Here is a 22,318-nt window from a genome sequence, read left to right on the forward strand (position 1 = left end):
TCCGCCGGATCGGCTCGGAGGACCGCGGTGCTGGATCGTCGGAGGACGAGGAGGTGGACGTCGGAGGACGAGGAGGTGGACGGCGGAGGACGAGGAGGTCGAGGTCCGGGACGATCCGGCCGAGTCCCGCCTGGACCGTGCTCGGCCGATCAGGCCGGCGGACAGGTCCTCACGGACGATGTCCTCCGCACCTGCGGAGGACATCGTCGACGGCCGGACGCCTCCCGCGACTCGGGCGGGGACGGACTCAGGGACCGGTGAGCACCTCGGGCTCGGGGGTCATCGAGATGGTGGGGATCGAGGCGGTGATCACGGTGCCGTCGGAGCGGCGGGTGCCCTCGATGTCGGACGTGGTCGGCGCTCCGTGCAGGCGGCGGCCCTGGTGCGTGAGCGGGACGCGCACGGGGCTGCCGGCGGCGACGTGCACGCGCTCGTCGCGGACGGTGATCGCGGCGGAGTCGCCGGTCTCGACCGTCAGCAGGACCTCGGTCTGCGTCACCTCGACGCGCACGCGCGTGCCGTGGAGGGTGATGCGGAAGGCGAGACGGTCCCAGTCGTCGGGCAGGCGCGGGTCGAGCGTGATCCGGCCGCCGTGGTCGCGCATCCCGCCGAAGCCGTAGACGAGGGCGCTCCAGACGCCGCCCGTCGAGGCGACGTGGATGCCGTCCGCGGTGTTGCGGTGCAGGTCCGCGAGGTCGACGAACAGCGCCGACAGGAAGTAGTGGCGGGCCAGGTCGCTGTAGCCGACCTCGGCGGCGATGATCGACTGCACGACGGCCGAGAGGGTCGAGTCGCCGGTGGTCAGCGCGTCGTAGTACTCGAAGTCGGCGCGCTTCTGCTCGGCGGTGAACTCGTTGCCCTGCAGCAGCAGCGCGAGCACGACGTCGGCCTGCTTGAGCACCTGGAAGCGGTAGATCACCAGCGGGTGGAAGTGCAGCAGCAGCGGGCGCTTGCTCGCGGGGGTGTTCTCGAGGTCCCACAGCTCCTTCTCGAGGAAGGCCGCGTCCTGCGGGTGGATGCCCGCCCGCGCGTCGAAGGGGATGTGCATCTTCTCGGCGGCGCGCGCCCACTCGAGCACCTCGCCCTCGTCGAGAGCGAGGCGGTCGGCCATCCGCTCGTACGCGGCGGGCTCGACGGCCTTCAGCAGCTCGACGGCCCGGGCGGCCGAGCGGAGGTTCGCCCGGGCCATGACGTTCGTGTACAGGTTGTCGTTGACGACGGTCGTGTACTCGTCCGGCCCCGTCACTCCGTGGATGTGGAAGTGGTCGTCGCCGTTGCTGCGCCAGAAGCCCAGATCGGCCCACATCCGCGCGGTCTCGACGAGGATGTCGATCGCTCCGCGGGCGAGGAAGTCGTCGTCGCCCGTGGCACCCACGTACTGCATGAGCGCGTAGGAGATGTCGGCGTCGATGTGGTACTGCGCGGTGCCGGCGGCGTAGTAGGCCGACGACTCCTGCCCGTTGATGGTGCGCCAGGGGAACAGCGCGCCGCGCTGGTTGAGCTCGGAGGCGCGCGAGCGGGCCGCCTCGAGCATGTTCTGCCGGAAGCGCAGGGCGTTCCGGGCGACGAGGGGCGCCGTGTAGCTGAGGAACGGGAGGACGTAGACCTCGGTGTCCCAGAAGTAGTGGCCGCCGTAGCCGGAGCCCGAGACGCCCTTGGCCGCGACTCCGCCGCCGTCGGTGCGGGCGGTGGACTGGGCGAGCTGGAAGAGGTTCCAGCGGGTGGCCTGCTGGATGGCAGGCTGGCCGTCCAGCTGCACGTCGGAGCGGGTCCAGAAGTCGTCGAGCCACTCGCGCTGCTTGACGAACTGCTCCTCGACCGGCGTCTCGCGGGCGCGGTCGAGCGTGCGGTCGCAGCGGTCGGCGAGCTCGCGCACGGGCACGCCGCGGGAGGTGTGGTAGGTCAGCGTCTTGACCAGGCGGACCGGCCGGCCGGCCTTGGCCTTCACGCGGTAGACGTGCTTGGCGAGGTCGTCGTCGATCTGGGAGGTCTGGTCCCACTCGTTCTCGGTCTCGAGCTGGTGCTCGGCGCCGCAGGCGACGGTCATCTGGGAGTTGGTGGTCCGGTAGCCGAGGAGGTAGCGGGTGCCGCTGACGCGCTTGAGGCGCGGCTGGAGCACGCGGTCCTCGAACGACTCCGCCTTGCGCGGGTCGAAGCCGGCGCCCTCGCTGCCGGAGGGGGCGTGGTACTCGTCCACGCCGTCCTGGCGGTTGAGGATCTGGCTCGAGATCAGCACGGACGCGTCGTGGTCGAGCATCTCGACCTCGTAGTCGAGGATCGCGAGGTGCCGGTCGGTGAACGAGACCAGGCGGCGCGAGCGGATCAGGACGCGCTTGCCGGAGGGGGTGCGCCACTCCAGCTCGCGGGTGAGCACGCCGTTCGCGAAGTCGAGGCGGCGCGAGTAGGCGAGGACGTCGGCCTCGCTCAGCACGAAGGGCTCGTCGTCGACGTAGAGGCGGATGATCTTGGCGTCCGGCACGTTGACGATGGTCTGGCCGACGCGGGCGAAGCCGAACGCCTCCTCCGCGTGGCGGATGGGCCAGGTCTCGTGGAACCCGTTGATGAAGGTGCCGTAGGCGTAGCCGTCGCGCCCCTCCTCCACGTTGCCGCGGAGGCCGAGGTAGCCGTTGCCGGTGGCGAAGAGCGTCTCGGTGCGGCCCTGCAGCTCGGAGGCGAACTCGGTCTCGACGAGGGCCCACTCGTCGATCGGGAAGCGGTTCCGGTCGAGCGGGTCGGAGGTGATGGGGTTCATGCGGCGTCCTCGGGGGCGGGAGCGGTGGGGAGGAAGGGGAGCAGCTCGGCCAGGTCGTCCACGACCAGGTCGGCGCCGTGCTCGAGCAGGGTGTCGGCCCCGACTCCGCGGTCGACGCCGACGACGAGGCCGAAGCCGCCCGCGCGGCCTGCCGCGACTCCGGAGTGCGCGTCCTCGAGGACGGCGCACTCGGCGGCCGGGAGGCCGAGGAGCTCGGCCGCGTAGAGGTAGGTGTCGGGCGCGGGCTTGCCGGCGATCGAGCGCTCGGCGGCGAGGAGCCCGTCCACGACGACCTCGAAGCGGTCGCGGAGGCCGGCCGCCTCGAGCACCGGCACGCCGTTGCGGGAGGAGGTGACGACGGCGACCTGCACGCCCGCGGCGATCGCGGCGTCGACGAAGCGGAGCGAGCCCGGGTAGGGAGCGACGCCGGTCTCGGCGAGGGTGCGGTTGAAGGCGTCGTTCTTGCGGTTGCCGAGCCCGCAGACGGTCTCGAGCGACGGGTCGTCCTCGGGCGCGCCCTCGGGGAGGGTGATGCCGCGCGAGGCGAGGAGCGCCCGGACGCCGTCGTACCGCGGGCGTCCGTCGATGTACCGGAAGTAGTCGGCGTCGGTGTAGCCCTCGGCGATCCCGCGCGAGGAGAGGTACTCCGTGAACAGCCGCGACCAGGCCTGCATGTGGACGTCGGCGGTCGGCGTGAGCACGCCGTCGAGGTCGAACAGGAGCGCGCGGACGCCGCGGAGGGCGGAGGCGTCGGGGCGCGTCGGGGATGCAGTCACGGCGGGGAGGACCTCTGATCGGGGGCAGGCGTTCGGCGGTTCCGCCGATGACGGTCGTCCGCCGCGGACTGCAGGTATCGTATACGCCCCCCGGCCGCCGTGTGGAACCGTTTACACGTCCGTCATCTGCGCGCCGCCGGGGGCGTCGATCCGCTCGGGGGCGAGGCGGTGCCGCCCGAGGGGGAGCATCAGCGGGGTGCCCGAGGTCGGGTCGGTGATGATGCGGCTGTCGAGACCGAACACGGCGAGCACCGTCTCCTCGGTGAGCACCGCGGCCGGGGTGCCGGAGGCGTGCACCGCGCCGTGCGCGATGGCCACGAGGTGGTCGGCGTAGCGGGCGGCCATGTTGAGGTCGTGCAGCACCATCACCACCGTCGTCCCGCGGGTGCGGTTGAGGTCGACGAGCAGGTCGAGCACCTCGATCTGGTGGCTGACGTCGAGGAAGGTGGTCGGCTCGTCCAGCAGCAGCACGTCGGTCTCCTGCGCGAGGGCCATCGCGATCCAGACGCGCTGGCGCTGCCCGCCGCTGAGCTCGTCGACGGAGCGGTCGGCCAGGGCGGCGGTGTCGGTCGCGTCGAGCGCGGTCGCGACGGCCTCGTCGTCGTGGGCGCTCCAGCGGCTCAGCATCCCCTGGTGCGGATGGCGGCCGCGGCCGACGAGATCCGCGACGGTGATGCCCTCCGGGGCCGTCGGCGACTGCGGGAGAAGGCCGAGCGTGCGGGCGAGCTGCTTCGCCGGCGTCCGGTGCACGGCCCTGCCGTCGAGCAGCACGGCGCCGGAGCGGGGCGCGAGCAGGCGCGACATCGAGCGCAGGAGCGTCGACTTGCCGCAGGCGTTCGCTCCGACGATCGCGGTGATGCGGCCGGGCGGGACGACGAGGTCGAGGCCGTCGACGACGGTCCGGTCGCCGTAGCCGAGGGTGACCCCCTCGGCCGTCAGGGTGTGCGCGGTGGTCACAGTGAGCCTCCCGCTCTGTTGCTGCGGACGATGAGGTAGACGAGGTAGGGCGCCCCGAGGACGCCGGTGACCACTCCGACCGGGTAGCGCAGGCCCAGCCCGAACTGCCCGACGAAGTCGGCGACGAGCACGAGCAGCGCGCCGACGAGGGCCGAGGGGATGAGGAGCGACGCGCCGGGCCCGATCAGGCGGGCGGCGATCGGGCCGGAGAGGAAGGCCACGAACGCGATCGGGCCGGCGGCGGCCGTCGCGAAGGCGATCAGCCCGACCGCGGCGACGATCACGACGAGGCGGGTGGCGTTCACGCGGATGCCGAGCGCGGAAGCGGTGTCGTCGCCGAGCTGCGTGGCGGAGAGGTCGCGCGAGCGCGAGAGCAGGACGGGGGTGAGGACGACGACCGCGGCGAGGACCGGCACGACCTCGCTCCAGCTCGCGCCGTTGAGGCTCCCGGTGAGCCAGCGGGACGCCTCCTGCAGGTCCCACGCGGCGGCCTGCGAGAGCACGTAGGCGGTGAGGGAGTCGAGCATCGCGGCGACCCCGATGCCGATCAGGATCAGCCGGGTGCCGGCGACTCCGCTGCGGTAGGACAGGGCGTAGACGAGCAGGGCGACCACGAGTCCCGCGACGATCGCGAGGGCCGAGACCTGCGCGGCCCCGAGCGAGAGCGTCACGATGGCGAAGGCCGCGGCGGCGCTCGCCCCGGCGCTGATCCCGATGATGTCGGGGCTGGCGAGCGGGTTGCGGAGCATGGTCTGGAAGCTCACTCCGCCGAGCCCGAAGCACAGGCCCACCAGGAGGGCGAGGACGGCGCGCGGGAGGCGGAGGCGCCCGACGGTGAAGCTCGCCCCGGGGACCTGCTCGCCGAGGATCACGCGCAGCACCTCGTCGGGCGAGTAGACGGTCTGGCCGACCAGCAGGGAGACGGCGAGGACGGCCGCGATCAGGACAGCGAGGACGGCGACGACGATCCGGCGGCGGGCCCCGCGGCGGCGGCGGCCGGCCGCGACGGCGCGGGCGGTGGCGGAGGGCGCCTCGACCAGCGCGGTCACAGCTCGCGCACCTTCTGGCGGCGGACGATCGCGATGAACACCGGGGCGCCGACCAGCGCGGTGACGATGCCCACATCGATCTCGCTCGGGCGCGCGACGACGCGGCCGACGATGTCGGCGGCGATCAGGAGCACGGCGCCGGTCACCGCCGAGAACGGCAGCAGCCAGCGGTGGTCCACACCGACGAGGAGGCGGCAGGCGTGCGGGACGACCAGGCCGACGAAGCCGATGGGCCCCGTGACCGCGGTCGTCGCTCCGCAGAGCACGACCGCGCCCAGGGCGGCCCCGCCGCGCGCGAGGGCGACCCGCTCCCCCAGGCCCGCGGCGAGCTCGTCGCCGAGCGCGAGGGTGTTGAGGCTCTTGGCCGAGAGCACGCAGAGGACGAGGCCGGCCAGGAGGAAGGGGAGCACCTGCGCGATGCTCGCGGACGTCGCGCCGCCCACTCCGCCGATCTGCCAGGAGCGGATGCCGCCCGCGATGTCGGCGCGCGGCAGGACGATCGCGCTGATGACCGAGACCAGCGCGGCCGAGGTGGCGGCGCCGGCCAGGGCGAGCTTGAGCGGAGTCGCGCCGCCGCGCCCGAGCGACCCGACCGTGTAGACGAAGACCGCGGCGACCGCGGCCCCGCCGATCGCGACCCAGACGTAGGCGGCGGAGCTCGTCAGCCCGAAGAAGACGATGCCCGTCACGACCGCGAGCGAGGCTCCGGTGTTCACCCCGAGGATGCCGGGGTCGGCCAGCGGATTGCGGGTCACCCCCTGCATCAGCACGCCGGCGACGCCGAGGGCCGCGCCCGCGATCGCGGCGAGCACGGTGCGCGGGATGCGCTTGGCGACCGCGGCCTGCGCGAACCCGTCCGTGGACCCGCCGAACGCGGCGACCACGTCGCTCCACGCCACCTCCCGCGACCCCACCAGCACCGACACCACGGCGGCGGCGAGCAGCACGGCCACGGCCGCGAGCAGCCAGAGGGCGCGCAGCCGCCTCGGGCGGCGCACGGCGGCGACGCCCGAGGCGGCGGGAGGAGCGGCGAGGGTCACGCGGGTCGGGTCCCGGCTCAGGCGGCCGGAGTGCTCTGCGCGGCCTTGGCGGCGGCCTCGTCGAGCAGGTCCAGGTAGTCGTCGAGGACCCACGAGATCGAGAGCGGCGTCGGGTTGGCGGCGGTGCCGAGCGGGGTGGAGGGCAGGCGCACGATGGCGTCGTCGGCGACCGCGGGGATCTGCGAGAGCAGCGGGTCGGCCTTGAGGGTGCTCACGAGCTCGTCGTCGCCGTAGGTGACGATCACGTCGACGTCGCTGAAGGCGTCGGCCTGCTCGGCGCTCTGCGTGAGCGAGAACTTGTCGGTCGCGGCGGAGGCGGTGGCGATGCTGCCCGGGGTGGCCATGCCGAGGTCCTCGAAGAACGCGGGGCGGGTGTCGTGCGAGGTGTAGAAGCTGACCTGGCTGAGGTCCGTCGGGTCGACGTGGGTGAGGAACATCGCCGAGGTGCCGGCCAGCTGCGGGTGCGCGGCGACCTTCTCCTCGATCTCGCCCTCGAGCTCGGTGATCAGGGCGGCGCCCTCGTCGGCCCTGCCCATCGCCCCGCTGTTCAGCGTGATCATGTCGCGCCAGGAGGTGCCCCAGGCGGTCTCGGGGTAGGCGACGACCGGGGCGATCTCGCTCAGGGTGTCGTAGTCCTCCTGCGTGAGGCCGGAGTAGGCGGCGAGGATGACGTCCGGGTCGGTGTCCGAGACGGCCTCGAAGTCGATGCCGTCGGTCTCGTCGAAGAGGACGGGGGTCTCGGCGCCGAGCTCGTCGAGCTTCTCGCTCACCCAGGGGAGGAGCCCGTCGCCGTCGTCGTCGCCGAAGTTGGCGGCGGCCATGCCCACGGGGACCACGCCCAGCGCGAGCGGGACCTCATGGTTGGCCCAGTTGACGGTCGCCACGCGCTCGGGCGCCGACTCGATGGTGGTGGTGCCGAGAGCGTGCTCGATCGTGATCGGCGCGAAGCCGCTGTCGGCGGCGGCGTCGTCTCCGGCGGCCGAGCCGCTGCAGCCGGCGAGGCCGATCGTCAGCGCGGTGGCGGCGAGCAGGGCGAGGGGCGTGGTGGCGCGGGGCATGGGTCCCTTTCGAGAGGCTGTGCGGGAGGCGGCGCAGGGTCCGAGCGGACCGGCACTAAGGACAGCCTAACCAAAGAATGTGCGTGCTCTCAGCCCCGATTCCTCGCCTCCCGAGGTCGGAGGCGCCCCGAGGTGCCGCTCGCGGAGCCCGGAGGCGGCCCCGCCACGGCCGCGGACGTCACGCCGTCGCGAGCCTCTCGACGGTGCGCAGGTTCCGGGTCGTCGTGGTGGAGCGGTAGGCGGATCGGGCGAGGATCCGTGCGACCGGCGTGTCCGTCGAGGAGCCGCGCGGGCAGCGCCAGTAGAGGACACCGGCGCCCCGGGCGACGAGCTCGACCGCCGGATCCGGCTCGCCGATCGCGGCCTGCGCGGCGTCGAGCGCCTCCTCGTCCGAGCCGAAGACGACGTACGGATGCGCCTCCTCGTCGATCCGCGGGAACGGGTAGGCGGCGAGCACCGCGGCGAGCGCCTCCTGCGTCACGAGCACGATCCAGGCGTCGTAGCCGAACCGCTCGGCGAGCGCCGCCTCGAGCACGGGCTTCAGCTCGGCGGCCGGGCTGTCGGAGTCGAAGGCCGCGTTGCCGCTCGCGAGGACCGTCCGCACCCGGTCGACGCCGATCCCGGCGACCGTCTCGGCGAGCTCGGCGCTGCGGACGGTGCGGCCGTTGACGTTCACTCCGCGGAGGAGGGCGAGGAACCGGGTCATGCGGCCGACGGTAGCGTGACGGCATGGCGCGCGGAAGCGGACGACGACGACCCCGGCGGACCCTCGAGGAGGAGATCCTGCGGGCGAGCGAGCGCGGACCCGGGGCGAGGACGCGGGCGGAGACCGTCCCTCCGTCCGGACGCCGGCTGGTGGCGCCGCCCGCCTCGGGCACCCTGCTCCACGTCGACGTGGACGCGCTGGTGGCGCTCGCCGCGCGGGAGGACCTGCTGATCGCGCTGGAGCGGCGGATCGGCGAGCACGCGGTGGCCGCGACTCCGGTGCTCTCGTGGTGGTCGGCGACTCCGTCGGTCCCGGGCGAGGAGGAGGAGCGCCGGCTCGACGCGCTCGTGCTGCGGACGGTGGAGCTCGGGGCGGGGCCGGCCGAGGACGTGGACTCGCGGCTGCAGGAGCTGGCGCACGAGGGCGATCTGGACGAGCTGGGCGCCGCACTGGCGCTGCTCGCGCGGGTCCCGGATCCGCCGGCGGCGTTCCAGGATCCGGGCGGGTTCCTGCGCGTGACGGTCCCGGAGTCGCCGTTCGAGCGGCGGCTCGAGGTCCTCGCGGAGGCGCAGGGCCGGGCGGGCGAGCTGCTGGTGCTGCTGCGCGACTGCGCGTTCACCGCGACCCTGCCGCGGCGGCGCTCGGCGATCGCAGCGATGAGCGGGCGGATCAGGGCGGCCGCGGACCCGGGGCGCCTCGACTCCCGGCGGCTGGACGAGCTCGCGGAGGCGGTGGACGCGGCGCTCGAGAAGCGGTGGACCGTGCTCTGACGGCGGTCCGCGTTACGGGCGCGCCCGTCGCGGTGACCGTTCGCGCACCGGTTCAGCCCCCGCGCACCCCGGGTGAATAGGCTGGACGGATGCCTCTCACCGGTCTCGACCTCCGCCGCTTCCCCGCCGCCCTGAACGACGAGGGCGGTCCCGACGCCGCCACCGCCGCGTGGGCCACCGCGATCAACGCGGGCTTCCACGAGAAGGAGTTCACGCCGGAGAAGCTGCGCGACTGGGCCGAGCACATGGTCGCCGACCAGCGCGTGCTCACCGCGGTCGTCGACTCCTCCGCCCCCGAGGGGCTCGACGGCGCGGGCGTGCCGGTCGGCACCTACGCGGCGTTCCCCGGGGCCCTGCAGGTCGGCGGCGGACGCGAGCTGCCGGCGCACCTGGTGTCGCAGGTGACCGTGCGGCCCACGCACCGGCGCCGCGGCATCCTGCGCGCGATGATCACCGAGGACCTGCGCCTGGCGAAGGAGGCCGGCACCCCGGTCGCCGCGCTCACGGCGAGCGAAGCCTCCATCTACCGCCGGTTCGGCTTCGGCCGCTCGGCCTTCACCCGCTCCATCCGCGTCGACACCGGGCCGCGCTTCGGCCTGCAGACCGAGCCCGCCGGCCGCGTCGAGGTGGTCGCGACGAGCTGGCTGCAGCCGTGCATCCCCGCGGTGTTCGCCGCGTTCCAGGCGTCGACCCCCGGCTCGCTGACCCGCCAGTCGCGCTACGAGGCGAACTCCGTCGGCACCGCGTCCGGCGAGACCACGCCCGGCCTCGACGTCCGCTCGGCCGTCCACCTCGACGAGGAGGGGACGCTCGACGGCTTCGTGACCTACCGCGCGGTCGGGCCCGAGGACGACAAGACCCTCGAGATCGTCGACCTCGTCGCCCCCGGCGCCGACGCCTACCTCGCGCTCTGGGGCTACCTCGGCGCGGTCGACCTCGCCTCCGCGGTGACCTGGGACATGGCGCCGGTGGACGATCCGCTGACCTGGGCGCTCCGCGACGCGCGCGTGGTGCAGGTGAGCCACGTGGGCGACCTGATCTGGCTGCGGATCCTCGACGTCGCCGCCGCGTTCTCGGCCCGGCCGTGGACCGCTGACGGCTCGGTCGTGGTCGAGGTGGCCGACGGGCTCGGGCTCGCCGACGGCCGCTACCGCCTCACCGCCTCGGGCGGCTCCGCCACCGTGGAGCGCACCGGGGACGAGGCCGAGCTCGCGCTGGACGTGGCCGACCTGGGCTCGCTGCTGCTGGGCTCGGTGCGGCCGTCGATCCTGGCGAAGGCCGGGCTGGCGCGCGTCACGGGCGAGGCGGGGCGGATGGACCGCCTGTTCGCGCCGATCGCGACGCCGTACTGCATCTCGTTCTTCTAGGGGGCACCGCCCTCCCGGCGGCACCGCCCTCTCGGCGGCAGCGCGCGGCCGGCGGTGTCCGGCTCCCGCGCCGCCGCCGCCGCCCCCGCGCATCCGCGGCCGCCGCGGACTGCCAGCCGCCTCCGGGCGTCCGCGCATCCCGCGTCGGTCATGCTGGAGGACCCGTCCCCGACACCGGCAGGAGTTCCGCGTGGGTGCATCCGTGATCGTCGACGTCATCGTCGTGCTGAGCCTCATCGGCGCGCTCGTCGACGGTCTGCGGCGCGGCCTGCTCCGGACCCTCGGCGGTCTCGCCGGGATCGTCGCAGGCGCGATCGGCGCCTCGTTCGCCGTGCCCGCCGTCTCGTCGTGGACGGCCGGCAGCGAGTGGCGCCTGCTCGCCGTGATCGGCACCGCCGTGCTGCTGCTGGGCGTCGGCTACGCGATCGGAGCGACGCTCGGCGCGGTCATCGGCCGCGGAGCCGACCGCGTGAAGCTCGGCCTGCTCGACCGGCTCGCGGGCGGCGTCGCCGGCGTCGCGATCTCCGGCCTGGTCTGGATCGCCGTCACCTCGGCCGTCTCCCTCCTCGGCGTCCCCCTCGTCACGACCTCGGTCGCCGGCTCGACGGTCATCCGCACGATCGACGACCTCACCCCCTCCCCCGTCCGCGCCTTCCTCGCCCAGCTGCAGTCGACCGTGGTCGACGAGGGCACGTCGTGGGTCGTCGAGGCGCTCGACGCTCCCACCCAGGCGCCCGCGATCCCGGACGTCTCGACCGACGACCCGGAGGTCGCCGCCGCCACCCGCTCGGTCGTGCGCGTGTCCGGCACGGCCTGGGCCTGCGACGTCGGAGTGACGGGCAGCGGCTTCGTCGTCTCGGACGACCGCGTGATCACCAACGCGCACGTGGTCGGCGGAGTCTCGCAGCCGGTCGTCGAGGCGCCGGGCGAGGCCCCGCGCACCGGCCGAGTCGTCTACCTGGACCCGGCCGCCGACCTCGCCGTGATCGCCGTCGACGGGCTCGACGCCTCCCCGCTCCCGCTCGACGACGCCGTCGCCGCCGGGGACGACGCCGTGGTCGCGGGCTACCCCTTCGGCGGCCCGCTGACCCTCGGCTCGGCCGAGATCTCCTCCGACGCCACGGTCTCGCTGATGGTCGACGGCGCACCGACCTCACGGGAGGTGCTGACCCTCGCCGCCGTCGTCAACCAGGGCAACTCGGGCGGCCCGCTGCTCTCCCTCGAGGGCACCGTGTCGGGCGTCGTCTTCGGCAAGGCCGCCTCCGTCGACAACGTCGGCTACGCCATCCCGCTCTCGGTCCTCACTCCCGTGGTCGAGCAGGCCGCCTCGCTGACGGACGCCGTCGATCCGGGGGCCTGCCGCTCGAAGTGAGCGGTCACGGCAGCGGTCCGTCGACCAGCACGAGGGTGAGGTCGTCGAGCCGCACCGTCTCGGGCCGCGCCGACTCGAGGTAGGCGGACACGCGCGGATCGACGGGGAAGCGCGCCGACCGCTCGATCGCGATGGCGACGATCCCGGCGGACGACGGATCGGTCGTCACCCGGTCGCCGATGTAGGGCACGTAGACGCCCGAGGACATGCCCTGCGCGAGGACCAGGCCGCCGTCGAGGCCGCGCTCGCGCAGCACGTCGGCCACCCGCGCGATCCCGGTCGGCCGCTCCTGGGCGATCCCCGCCGTGGTGGCGATCGCGATCACGAGGGAGGCGGCCACGAGCACCGCGCCGGCGCCGCGGGCGAGGGGCGCGGGCAGCACGATCCCGCCGCGCAGCGCCTCCGCGATGCCGATGCCCGCCAGCGCGCAGAGGAGCCACGCCCACGCCGCGTAGTAGTGCGGCAGCGCGACCGAGCTGATCGCCAGGTGGAACACGAGGAGGAGCAGCGTCGCGGCGCCCAGGTAGAGCACCAGCGCGCGGCGCCGCGGAGCGAACAGGGCCAGCAGGGTCCCGAGGAGCAGCACGGCGAGCGCCGCCGGCCCGATGCCGACGACCATGAACCAGAGGTTCGCCCACCACGGAGGGAAGACGTACGCGGTCCCGGCGACCTCGATCAGGTGGCCGTCGGCGTTGTGCTCGGACTGGAACTCGAGCAGGTACCGGATCGCCTCGACCGGGTGCACCGGCAGGTAGGCGAGCACCCCGGTGACGACGAACGCGACGGAGAGGGCGAGGCCGCCCCGCAGAGCCCGGGCCCTGCTCCCCGACCACAGCAGCGGCAGCAGGAGCACGGGCGCGAGGACCGCGGTGGTCAGCTTCGAGGTGATCGACAGCGCCAGCAGCGCACCGGCCAGCGCGATCAGCCAGCCGCTCCGCCTGCCCGGCGAGGCGCGCGACCAGGTCCACGCCGCCGCCATCGCCGCGACGGCGAAGAGCACCATGAACGGCTCCAGGAGCGCGAGGCGGTCGATCCGGGTGCCGGCGCCCACGGCGGTGCGCGGGAGGAGGAGGAACAGGCCGGCCGGGACGAGCGCGAGCGTCGGGCCGAGCTCGCGCCGGAACCAGAGCCAGAGCACCACCCCGGTGAGGAACGCGGCCGCGCCGGCGGCGATCCTGCCCGCGAGCAGCCCCTCGCCGAGCAGCACCTGCGCGAGCCCGATCAGGTACTTCGCCGTCGGCGGATGCTCGAGGTTCGCGCTCACGTCGCCGTGCAGGTAGTCCCACCCCGCGGCGAGGTACACGGGCTCGTCCGACGAGATGTTCGCCGCTCCGAGGTTCCCGAAGCACTGGTAGAGCCCCCACAGCACGGTCCCGATCAGAGCCGCCCGCTTCACCCGCCCGATCCTAGGCGCCGGTGCCCGCACCGCTCCACCGGAGGGCCCGGGCCGCGGCGACCGCGGCGGGTAGGATCGACGCGCATCCCGTCCCCCTCCCCTGGAGCCTCCAGCACATGGCAGACAGCCGCACCGCCGTTCCCGACACCACTGCGAACGCGGAGGCGACGCCCGAGCGGGAGCAGCCCTACGCGGCCCTCGGACTCAAGCCCGACGAGTACGCGAGCATCCGCGAGATCCTCGGCCGCCGCCCCACGAGCGGCGAGCTCGCGATGTACTCGGTGATGTGGAGCGAGCACTGCTCCTACAAGTCGTCGAAGATGTACCTCCGCCAGTTCGGGCAGAAGGTCTCCCCCGCCATGAAGAAGAACCTCATGGTCGGCATGGGCGAGAACGCCGGAGTGGTCGACGTCGGCGAGGGCTGGGCCGTCACCTTCAAGATCGAGAGCCACAACCACCCGAGCTACATCGAGCCCTTCCAGGGTGCGGCGACGGGGGTCGGCGGCATCGTCCGCGACATCATCTCGATGGGCGCCCGGCCGGTCGCGGTCATGGACGCGCTGCGCTTCGGGGCGATCGACGACCCCGACACCGCGCGCGTGGTGCACGGCGTCGTGGCCGGCATCTCCTTCTACGGCAACTGCCTCGGCCTGCCGAACATCGGCGGCGAGACCTACTTCGACTCCGTCTACCAGGGCAACCCGCTCGTCAACGCGCTGGCCGTCGGCGTCCTCCGCCACGAGGACCTGCACCTCGCGAACGCCCGCGGCGTCGGCAACAAGGTCGTGCTCTTCGGGGCGCGCACCGGAGGCGACGGCATCGGCGGCGCGTCGATCCTCGCCTCCGACACCTTCGCCGACGGCGGACCGACCAAGCGCCCCGCGGTGCAGGTCGGCGACCCGTTCGCCGAGAAGGTGCTCATCGAGTGCTGCCTCGAGCTGTTCCGCAAGGACCTCGTCGAGGGCATCCAGGACCTGGGCGCCGCGGGCATCTCGTGCGCCACCTCGGAGCTGGCCTCCAACGGCGACGGCGGCATGTTCATCGAGCTCGACTCGGTGCTGCTGCGCGACCCCTCGCTCACGGCGGAGGAGATCCTCATGTCGGAGTCGCAGGAGCGGATGATGGCCGTCGTCACGCCCGAGAAGCTCGACGCGTTCCTCGAGGTCGTCGGCAAGTGGGACGTCGAGACCAGCGTGCTCGGCGAGGTCACCGACTCCGGCCGCCTCATCATCAACTGGCACGGCGAGGAGATCGTCAACGTCGACCCGCGCACCGTCGCGGTCGACGGCCCGGTCTACGAGCGCCCGATCGAGTACCCCTCCTGGCTCGACGCGCTGCAGGCCGACTCCTCCTCCCGACTGCCCCGCTCGACCGGCGGCGACGCGCTGCGCGCCGAGACCCTGGCGCTCCTGGGCTCGGCGAACCTCGCCGACAAGAGCTGGATCACCTCGCAGTACGACCGCTACGTGCTCGGCAACACCGCGCTCAGCTACCCCGACGACGGCGGCATGGTCCGCGTCGACGAGGAGTCGGGCCTCGGCTTCGCGGTCGCGACCGACGCGAACGGGCGCTGGTGCCAGCTCGACCCGGCGCAGGGCGCCCGCCTGGCGCTGGCGGAGGCGTTCCGCAACGTCGCCGTCACCGGAGCGACCCCGGTCGCCGTCTCGGACTGCCTCAACTTCGGCAGCCCCGAGAACCCCGAGGTGATGTGGCAGTTCCGCGAGGCCGTGGGCGCGCTCGCCGACGCCTGCCTCGAGCTCGAGATCCCCGTCACCGGCGGCAACGTCTCGTTCTACAACCAGACCGGCGACGTGCCGATCTTCCCGACCCCCGTCGTCGGCGTCCTCGGCGTGATCGACGACGTCGCGCGCCGCATCCCCTCCGGCTGGCAGGACGAGGGCGACAACCTCTACCTCCTCGGCACCACCCGCGACGAGCTCGACGGCTCCGCGTGGGCCGGCACGATCCACGACCACCTCGGCGGGCTGCCCCCGCAGCTCGACCTGGCCGCCGAGCGCGCGCTGGCCGAGCTGATCTCGGCGGGCGCGAAGGAGTCGCTCATCGCCTCCGCTCACGACCTCGCCGACGGCGGGCTCGTGGTGGCGCTGGCCGAGTCGGCGCTGCGCTTCGGCGTCGGGGCGCGCATCTGGCTCGACGAGCTGATGGAGCGCGACGGCGTCGACGCGACGGCCGCGCTGTTCTCGGAGTCGACCGGCCGCGTGCTCGTGTCGGTGCCGCGCGAGGACGACGTGAAGTTCCGCGGGCTCTGCGAGGGCCGGGGCTACCCGGTGCTGCGCATCGGCGTGACCGACGCGGCGACCCCCGCGGTCGAGGTGCAGGGCCTCTTCACGCTGCCGCTGGACGAGCTGCGCTCGGTGAACGGCGCCGTGCTGCCGCGCCACTTCGGCTGAGCCTCCGGGCGATCCGAGTCCGCAGGAGTCGCGGTGGTCGAGCTGGACCACCGCGTCTTCTGCGGTACCGGCTCCGCTCCGGAGTTCCGTGATTACGGAATTTTTGCAATAGTGGAGGCATGACCTCCTCCCGAGACCTCGCCGGCGAGGTCGACGAGCTCCGAGCGCGGCTGGACCGCCTCGAGTGCGCCGACACCCCCGCCGCGCCCGCCGCAGACGATCCGCTCTGGGCCCTGACCGCTCTCCGCGAGCGCCTGCCCTCTCCCGGCGGAGTCGTCTTCGCCGGCTCGGTCGCCACTCCGGCCGGCCCCGTCGAGTGGCAGTACGGCCTCAGCACCGACGCGTTCTTCGAGCGCGACTGGGGAGCGAGCCCCGGGCCGACCGCGCTCGCCGCGCTGGGCAGCCCCGTGCGCCTGCGGTTCCTGCAGGCGGTGGCCGGCGGAGTCGAGACCGTCGCGCAGCTCGCCGAGAGCGAGGGCGCGGGTACCACCGGACAGATCTACCACCACGTCAACCAGCTGGTCGCCGCCGGCTGGCTGGAGGCGCGCGGCCGCGGCCGCTACGGCGTTCCGCCGGAGCGGCTCGTCCCCCTGCTCGTGATCCTGCTCGCCTCCGGAGGACCCCGATGACCCGCCGCCGCCTCGCCCTCGCCGCCGCCTCCGCCGCGGCCGTCGTCCTGCTCGGCGGAGTGCTGCTCCGCCCCTCCGCTCCCACCCTCTCGACCGAGGCGACGGGCGACGCCGAGATCGCCGAGTGGCTCCGGACCGACGTCGGAGACGGGGCGCGGAACCACCTCGTCGCCGCCGTGGTCACGCCCGACGGCGTGCGCTACGGCGGACTCGGAGCCGACGAGCGGACCGAGGTCGAGATCGGATCGGTCACGAAGACGATGACCGCGCTCCTCCTCGCCCGGAGCGCCGCCGAGGGGACGGTCGGGCTCGAGGACCCCGCCGCGGAGCACGCCGACGTCGGCGGCTTCACCGGGACGCTCGAGGAGCTGGCGACCCACCGCTCCGGCCTGCCGCGCCTCCCCACCGGTGTCGGCGACCTCGCCTCGACGCTGTTCGCCCAGCTGCGCGGCACGGACCCCTACGCGGGCTGGTCGGCCGACGACGTCCTCCGGCAGGCCGCCGAGGCGGACCAGGGCGAGCACGTGCACGCCTACTCGAACCTCGGTGCGGCGGTGCTGGGCCAGACGCTCGCCCGCGCCGAGGGCCGCGACTACGCCGACCTCCTCCGCGAGCGCGTCCTCGATCCGCTCGGGATGACCGCGACCTCCGTCCCGGAGACCGCGGACGCCCTCCCCGCCGACGCGCCGACCGGCTTCTCGGCGAGCGGGCGGTCCGTCGACGCGTGGACGATGGCGGGCTACGCGCCGGCGGGCGGCGTCCGCTCCACGGCGGCTGACATGGCCCGCTACGCGCAGGCCCTCCTCACCGACGATCCCGCGCTGGGGGTGCCCGCGGCGAGCGTCCTGGATCCGCGGTTCGATGCCGACGGGGCGCGGATCGGCCTCGGCTGGTTCACCTCGGAGTCGGAGGACGGCGGATCCGTCACCTGGCACAACGGAGGGACCTCCGGCTACTCGACGATGCTCGCGATGGACCGGGAGCGCGGCGTGGCCGTGTTCGTCAACGGGGACACGGCGAGCTCGGTCGACGAGCTCGGCCTGCGCCTGCTGGAGCGCGCCGGGGAGGAGTCGTGATGATCGCCTCGATCCTCGTCCTGCTCGTCGTCGCCTTCACCGTCGGCCGCTTCGCCCTGGGGAGCGTCCCCCGGCGCCGGGCGGCCGGGCTCCTCGACCGCGACCGCGTCCGGACGCTCGCCCGCGGCGTCGAGGCCGTCGCCGTGCTGCTGCTCGGGCGGGCGCTCGTCGACTGGTCGGCGCTGACGCTGCTCCCCTGGGCCGCGCTGGTGGCTCTCACCGCGGCCGGGGCGGCCGGCGCCGTGCTGCGCTGGGGCGGGCTGCCGTGGTTCGAGGATCCGGCGCGCCGCCGCTCGCGGACGACCGGGCTCGCGGCGACCGTCGCCGTGTCCGCTGTCCTGATCGGCGTCCTGGGCTGAGTGCCGCGCACGTGCCGTCGGATCCGCGCCTTCCGCGGTGGTCGCGTGCTGCTGCGAGGCGGGAGGAGTGGCGGCGGGCGTCGGCGGCGTCAGCCGGTCTGCGCGGGGAGGTCGTCGGGCTCGGCGTTGTCGAGGACGCGGCCGTTCTGGTCGCCGACGCTCAGGACGGTCGCCGGGCGGAGGTTGAGGGTGTCGCCGCCGTAGAGGCTGTCGATGTCGACGCCGTCGCGGCGCACCGAGTTCAGCGCGGAGAGGTAGTCGGAGCTGATGCAGAACCGGTCCGCGATCCGCTCGCTGATGTCGCCCGCTGCCACCAGGTAGGAGGCCGGGGCGCCGTCGGAGGCGGTGCTCGCCGTCCCGGTCGCGCCGACGCGGGTGCCGCGGTCGCGCACGCGCTCGAGGTCGACGCCGTCGAGCGTCCCCTCGTCGAGCGCCTGGACGACGCACTCGCCCGAGACGTCCTCGACGGGTGCGGGAGTGGTCGAGACGCTCGGCACCGGCCGCGGCGTGGACTCGGCTCCGGCGGCGGGCGGTGCGGTCGAGGCGGTCGAGGCGGTCGGCTCGGCGGGTGCGGCGGCGGGGCTCGTCGCCTCCGCCGTGCAGCCGGCGAGCAGGACCACGGCGGAGAGGGCGATCACGAGGCGCTGCGTCGTCCGGACCATTCCGCGACTCTAACCCGGCACCCGGGCGGCCGGGCGCCACCGCGCCCAGCGGGCTGCGGGCGATCCGGTCGAGGCCGCTGGACCCGGCCGACGCGCAGGCCCGACCGAGGCGGGGCTCGGGCGGCCCCTGGACGGCGCGCCCCCGATTGACCTCCCCCGTCGATCGCACCCATGCCGAGCGCCTGTTGGACACGCGGCCCGAACCGGAGTCGACTGGGACCATGCAGTACACGCACCTCGGCCGCACCGGCCTGTCCGTCTCCCGCACCGTCCTCGGCACCATGAACTTCGGCATGCAGACCGAGGAGAACGACTCGTTCGCGATCATGGACCGCGCGCACGAGCTCGGCGTCAACTTCTTCGACACCGCCAACGTCTACGGAGGCGAGGCCGGCCGCGGCGCCACCGAGGAGATCGTGGGCCGCTGGTTCGCGCAGGGCGGCGAGCGCCGCGAGCGCACCGTCCTCGCGACCAAGGTCTTCGGCGACATGGGCGAGTTCGCCGCTCCCGGAGCCGAGCGCGGCCGCGACTCCTGGCCCAACGGCGGCCGCCTCTCGGCGCTCACCCTGCGCCGCGCGCTCGACGAGAGCCTCCGCCGCCTGCAGACGGACCACATCGACCTCTACCAGTTCCACCACGTCGACCGGACGACGCCCTGGGACGAGATCTGGCAGGCGATGGAGGTCGCCGTCCAGCAGGGCAAGGTCCTCTACGTCGGCTCCAGCAACTTCGCCGGCTGGCACCTCGCCCAGGCGCAGGAGGCGGCGCGCGCCCGCCACTTCACCGGCCTCGCCTCCGAGCAGTCGATCTACAACCTGCTCGTCCGCGACGTCGAGCGCGAGGTCCTGCCCGCCGCGCTGCACTACGGGCTCGGCGTCATCCCCTGGTCGCCGCTGCAGGGCGGGCTGCTGGGCGGCGTCCTCGAGAAGACCGCGGAGGGCGGGCGCCGCTCCTCCGAGCGCACCCTCGCCGCGATCGAGGAGCACCGCCCCGCGCTGGAGCAGTGGGAGGCGTTCGCCCGCGAGCGCGGCGAGGCGCCCGGCGAGCTGGCGCTGGCGTGGCTCCTCCACCAGCCCGCCGTCACCGGTCCGATCACCGGGCCGCGGACGCTCGAGCAGCTCGAGAGCGCCGTCGCCGCCGTCGACATCACCCTCGACGCCGAGGCCCTCGCGCGCCTCGACGAGATCTTCCCCGGTCACCGGACAGCCCCCGAGGACTACGCCTGGTGACCACCCACCCCACTGCGAAGGAGCATTCATGAAGCAGCGCACTCTCGGCGACGTCCAGGTCGGCGCGATCGGACTCGGCGGCATGCCGATGTCGATCGAGGGCCGCCCGGACCGCGAGCGCTCGATCGCCACGATCCACGCCGCCCTCGGCGCCGGCGTGACCCTGATCGACACGGCCGACGCCTACCACCTCGCCACCCAGGACGACCTCGGCCACAACGAGCTGCTGATCGCGGAGGCGCTGCGCAGCTACGGCGGCGACACCTCCGCCGTGCTCGTCGCCACCAAGGGCGGCCACCTGCGGCGCGAGCCCGGCCCCTGGGACCAGGACGGCCGCCCCGAGTACCTCAAGGAGGCGGCCCGCGCGTCCGCGAAGCGCCTCGGCGTCGACGCGATCGGCCTCTACCAGTACCACCGGCCCGACCCGGCGGTCCCCTACGCCGACTCGATCGGAGCGCTGGCCGATCTGCTCGACGAGGGCGTCGTCCTCCGCGCGGGCATCTCGAACGCCGACCCGGACCAGATCCGCGAGGCGCACGGCATCCTCGGCGAGCGCCTGGTCTCGGTGCAGAACCAGTTCTCGCCGTCGTTCCGCTCCAGCGAGCCGGAGCTCGAGCTCTGCGCCGAGCTGGGACTTGCGTTCCTGCCGTGGAGCCCGCTCGGCGGCATCTCCTCGGCGGGCGAGCTCGGCTCGCGCTACTCCGCGTTCGCGGCGGTCGCCGAGGCCCGCGGCGTGACGCCGCAGGTCGTCTGCCTCGCCTGGGAGCTGGCGAAGGCCCCGGTCGTGCTGCCGATCCCGGGCGCCTCCCGCCCCGAGAGCATCCGCGACTCCGCCACGGCGGCCGACCTGGAGCTCACGCCCGAGGAGTTGGCCTCGCTCGACTGAGCCCGTTCATGACGGAGGAGGGATCCGGTCGAGGCACCGGTCCGACGCGGATCGCGGGATCTCGGCGCTGGTCCCTCCTCCGTTGCGAGCACGATCCGGCTCAGACCGCGTCCTGCAGCGGCTGCGGGAGGGCCGAGACGAACGCGCGGGCCGCGGCGCTCGGCCGTTCCGGCACCGCCACCATCGTCCGCCACACCAGGAGCGGATCGGCGAGCGCCACCGCCCGCAGCCCGGCCGGGCGCTTCTCGGCGAAGTGCGCCGGCACGACCGCGATCCCCATGCCGTACTCGACCAGGTCGAGCAGGGTGTGCACGTCGTTCACCTCGAGCTCGACCGCGAACGCGAGGCCGTGCGCCGCGAACGCCCGCGCCGCGAGGTGACTCGCCGCCCAGTGCTCCTGCAGACCCACGATCGTCTCGCCCGCCAGGTCCGGGATGCGGCAGCCGACGCGGCTCGCGAGCGGGTGACCCGGGCGCACGAGCACCGCGAAGCCCTCGCTCGCCAGCGGCATCGTCCGCACGCCGCCCGGCACGGCTCCGATGTCGGCGACCAGCGCCAGGTCGAGGCGGCCGGCGGCGACGGAGTCGAGCAGCGTGCCGGACCCCTCGTGGATCAGCCGGAGCGCGACTCCCGGGTGCTGCTCGCGGAAGGTCGCGAGCTCGCGCGGCAGGTGCACGCCGCCGAGGCACTCCTCCGTGCCGACCGCGAGGCTCCCGCGGAGCACCCCCTGCACGGCGAGAACCGCGTCGCGGGCGGCGAGCGCGCTGGCGACCGAGCGCTCCGACTCCGCGAGCATCGCCCGACCGGCCGGCGTCAGCTCGACCCGGCGCGTGCTGCGGGTGAAGAGGGGGCTGCCCAGCTCGCTCTCGAGCGCGCGGATCGACGCCGAGAGGCCCGACTGCGAGATCTGCAGGGCGCTCGCGGCGCGGGTGAAGTGCTGCTCCTTCGCGACGGCGAGGAAGTGTTCGAGCTGACGCAGTTCCATGGGTCCATCCTCGTCGCGCGGGCGGAGGAGCGGGGACCGGACCCGGCACTCCCCAGCGGCCGCTCGGCCGCCGGGTGCGGAGCCGGCCGGCGGGTACGGCGGCGGCGGCCGCGAGAGCCGACCCGGCTCAGGCGTCGGCGGACGAGATCGCGAGGACGATCGCCGTCAGCGTCGCCCGCAGGCGCTCGAGCGACGCGGGCTCCGACTCGTCCTCGAGGATCGACTGCTTGACCGCGTCGTCGTAGCCCGCCACCAGCAGGCGCACGGCGGTCGTGGGCTCGAGGGAGAACTCGCGGCGCACCTGGCGCAGCGCCCCGTGCACGATCTGCACGAGCGAGGCGTCGAAGCCGGCGCGGAAGTCGCGGTACTGCGGAGCGATCCGCGGGTCGCGGAGCGCGAGCAGCTCGAACTCCGACTCGACCACGCACCAGCGGCGGTTGTCGGTGGCAGGACCCTGGAGGAAGTCGAGGATGACCACGGCCAGCGTCTCGGCCGTCAGCGGCTCGTCGGCCGAGACGACGCGCGGGATCGTGCGGTCCATCTGCTCGACGAGGGCCGTCACCCGGGCGCCGTTCTCCCGCTCCATGAGCGCGAAGAACAGCTCCTCCTTGCTGGAGAAGTTGGAGTAGAAGGCGCCGCGCGAGAACCCGGCGCGCTCGCAGATCTGCTCGACGGACGCGCTGTGCACGCCGGTCTCGGCGAAGACGTCGTAGGCCGCGTCGAGCAGGCGCTCGCGGGTGCGGCCGCGGCGGGAGGTCTCGGGAGGGGTGGAGTCGATCGCCGTCATCACCAGCCTCCTGCCCGCCCTGTCAACACCTTCGACGCCGTTCACCTTATC

20 protein-coding genes are annotated in these 22,318 nt (G+C 74.0%); 9 read left to right on the forward strand and 11 right to left on the reverse strand.

What is annotated here, in order from left to right; translation table 11 throughout:
* Positions 1–247 precede the first annotated feature (247 nt).
* The 7 genes from C5D50_RS03095 to C5D50_RS03125 form a co-directional block, all read right to left on the reverse strand.
* Positions 248–2,752 (reverse strand): glycoside hydrolase family 65 protein, encoded by a 2,505-nt coding sequence (locus tag C5D50_RS03095; RefSeq protein WP_104255974.1) that lies wholly within the window; start codon positions 2,750–2,752, stop codon positions 248–250.
* Positions 2,749–3,528, reverse strand: coding sequence for an HAD family phosphatase (locus C5D50_RS03100; protein ID WP_104222739.1), 780 nt, complete (start codon positions 3,526–3,528; stop codon positions 2,749–2,751). The genes C5D50_RS03095 and C5D50_RS03100 overlap by 4 nt, the downstream gene beginning before the upstream one ends.
* Before the next feature lie 111 nt (positions 3,529–3,639).
* Positions 3,640–4,485 (reverse strand): ABC transporter ATP-binding protein, encoded by an 846-nt coding sequence (locus C5D50_RS03105; protein ID WP_104282692.1) that lies wholly within the window; start codon positions 4,483–4,485, stop codon positions 3,640–3,642.
* Positions 4,482–5,534 carry an iron chelate uptake ABC transporter family permease subunit gene (locus tag C5D50_RS03110; protein WP_244230540.1) on the reverse strand — a complete coding sequence of 351 codons (1,053 nt, stop codon included), beginning with the start codon at positions 5,532–5,534 and terminating at the stop codon, positions 4,482–4,484. Before C5D50_RS03110 ends, C5D50_RS03105 begins: the two co-directional genes overlap by 4 nt.
* The gene (locus C5D50_RS03115; protein ID WP_104222742.1) at positions 5,531–6,574 is read right to left on the reverse strand and encodes an iron ABC transporter permease; all 1,044 of its coding nucleotides are present in this window, start codon (positions 6,572–6,574) and stop codon (positions 5,531–5,533) included. The genes C5D50_RS03110 and C5D50_RS03115 overlap by 4 nt, the downstream gene beginning before the upstream one ends.
* A 17-nt stretch (positions 6,575–6,591) precedes the next feature.
* Entirely contained in the window at positions 6,592–7,632 is a 1,041-nt protein-coding gene (locus C5D50_RS03120) for an iron-siderophore ABC transporter substrate-binding protein (RefSeq protein WP_104282693.1), read from the reverse strand.
* Positions 7,633–7,810: 178 nt separating this feature from the next.
* Positions 7,811–8,338 (reverse strand): DUF1697 domain-containing protein, encoded by a 528-nt coding sequence (locus tag C5D50_RS03125; protein ID WP_104282694.1) that lies wholly within the window; start codon positions 8,336–8,338, stop codon positions 7,811–7,813.
* Between the two features lie 23 nt (positions 8,339–8,361).
* Between C5D50_RS03125 and C5D50_RS03130 the strand changes: the two genes are divergently transcribed.
* The 3 genes from C5D50_RS03130 (at position 8,362) to C5D50_RS03140 (ending at position 11,847) form a co-directional block, all read left to right on the forward strand.
* Positions 8,362–9,108, forward strand: a complete 747-nt coding sequence (locus C5D50_RS03130) for a DUF2254 family protein (protein ID WP_104282695.1) — start codon at positions 8,362–8,364, stop codon at positions 9,106–9,108.
* Between the two features lie 89 nt (positions 9,109–9,197).
* Positions 9,198–10,475 (forward strand): GNAT family N-acetyltransferase, encoded by a 1,278-nt coding sequence (locus C5D50_RS03135; protein ID WP_104282696.1) that lies wholly within the window; start codon positions 9,198–9,200, stop codon positions 10,473–10,475.
* Positions 10,476–10,665: 190 nt separating this feature from the next.
* A complete protein-coding gene (locus C5D50_RS03140) occupies positions 10,666–11,847 on the forward strand; it encodes a MarP family serine protease (protein ID WP_244230541.1) in 1,182 nt (393 codons plus the stop codon).
* Between the two features lie 4 nt (positions 11,848–11,851).
* On the opposite strand, the gene C5D50_RS03145 is transcribed toward C5D50_RS03140, so the two are convergent.
* Positions 11,852–13,243 (reverse strand): glycosyltransferase family 39 protein, encoded by a 1,392-nt coding sequence (locus tag C5D50_RS03145; RefSeq protein ID WP_181137278.1) that lies wholly within the window; start codon positions 13,241–13,243, stop codon positions 11,852–11,854.
* Between the two features lie 116 nt (positions 13,244–13,359).
* Here C5D50_RS03145 and purL point away from each other — a divergent pair, with 116 nt between their 5' ends.
* The 4 genes from purL (at position 13,360) to C5D50_RS03165 (ending at position 17,718) form a co-directional block, all read left to right on the forward strand.
* Positions 13,360–15,654: a phosphoribosylformylglycinamidine synthase subunit PurL gene (purL, locus tag C5D50_RS03150; protein ID WP_104234263.1), complete on the forward strand. Its 2,295-nt coding sequence runs from the start codon at positions 13,360–13,362 to the stop codon at positions 15,652–15,654.
* Positions 15,655–15,773: 119 nt separating this feature from the next.
* On the forward strand, positions 15,774–16,283 hold the full coding sequence (locus C5D50_RS03155) for a winged helix-turn-helix domain-containing protein (RefSeq protein WP_104282698.1): 510 nt from the start codon (positions 15,774–15,776) through the stop codon (positions 16,281–16,283).
* Complete coding sequence (locus C5D50_RS03160; protein WP_104282699.1) at positions 16,280–17,359, forward strand: serine hydrolase; 1,080 nt, start codon at positions 16,280–16,282, stop codon at positions 17,357–17,359. Before C5D50_RS03155 ends, C5D50_RS03160 begins: the two co-directional genes overlap by 4 nt.
* Positions 17,359–17,718: a hypothetical protein gene (locus tag C5D50_RS03165; RefSeq protein WP_104225688.1), complete on the forward strand. Its 360-nt coding sequence runs from the start codon at positions 17,359–17,361 to the stop codon at positions 17,716–17,718. Before C5D50_RS03160 ends, C5D50_RS03165 begins: the two co-directional genes overlap by 1 nt.
* Positions 17,719–17,807: 89 nt before the next feature.
* On the opposite strand, the gene C5D50_RS03170 is transcribed toward C5D50_RS03165, so the two are convergent.
* Positions 17,808–18,380, reverse strand: a complete 573-nt coding sequence (locus C5D50_RS03170; RefSeq protein WP_104258059.1) for a hypothetical protein — start codon at positions 18,378–18,380, stop codon at positions 17,808–17,810.
* A 221-nt stretch (positions 18,381–18,601) separates the two neighbouring features.
* Between C5D50_RS03170 and C5D50_RS03175 the strand changes: the two genes are divergently transcribed.
* Positions 18,602–19,609, forward strand: a complete 1,008-nt coding sequence (locus C5D50_RS03175; RefSeq protein WP_104225690.1) for an aldo/keto reductase — start codon at positions 18,602–18,604, stop codon at positions 19,607–19,609.
* Positions 19,610–19,637: 28 nt separating this feature from the next.
* Positions 19,638–20,495 carry an aldo/keto reductase gene (locus tag C5D50_RS03180; RefSeq protein ID WP_104282700.1) on the forward strand — a complete coding sequence of 286 codons (858 nt, stop codon included), beginning with the start codon at positions 19,638–19,640 and terminating at the stop codon, positions 20,493–20,495.
* A gap of 100 nt (positions 20,496–20,595) precedes the next feature.
* Here the strand turns inward: C5D50_RS03180 and C5D50_RS03185 are convergent, their stop codons facing one another.
* Complete coding sequence (locus C5D50_RS03185; protein WP_104282701.1) at positions 20,596–21,480, reverse strand: LysR family transcriptional regulator; 885 nt, start codon at positions 21,478–21,480, stop codon at positions 20,596–20,598.
* Between the two features lie 127 nt (positions 21,481–21,607).
* Complete coding sequence (locus tag C5D50_RS03190) at positions 21,608–22,267, reverse strand: TetR/AcrR family transcriptional regulator (RefSeq protein ID WP_104234269.1); 660 nt, start codon at positions 22,265–22,267, stop codon at positions 21,608–21,610.
* Between the last annotated feature and the right edge of the window lie 51 nt (positions 22,268–22,318).

This window comes from Rathayibacter sp. RFBD1, assembly GCF_002932915.1.
GTDB lineage: Bacteria > Actinomycetota > Actinomycetes > Actinomycetales > Microbacteriaceae > Rathayibacter.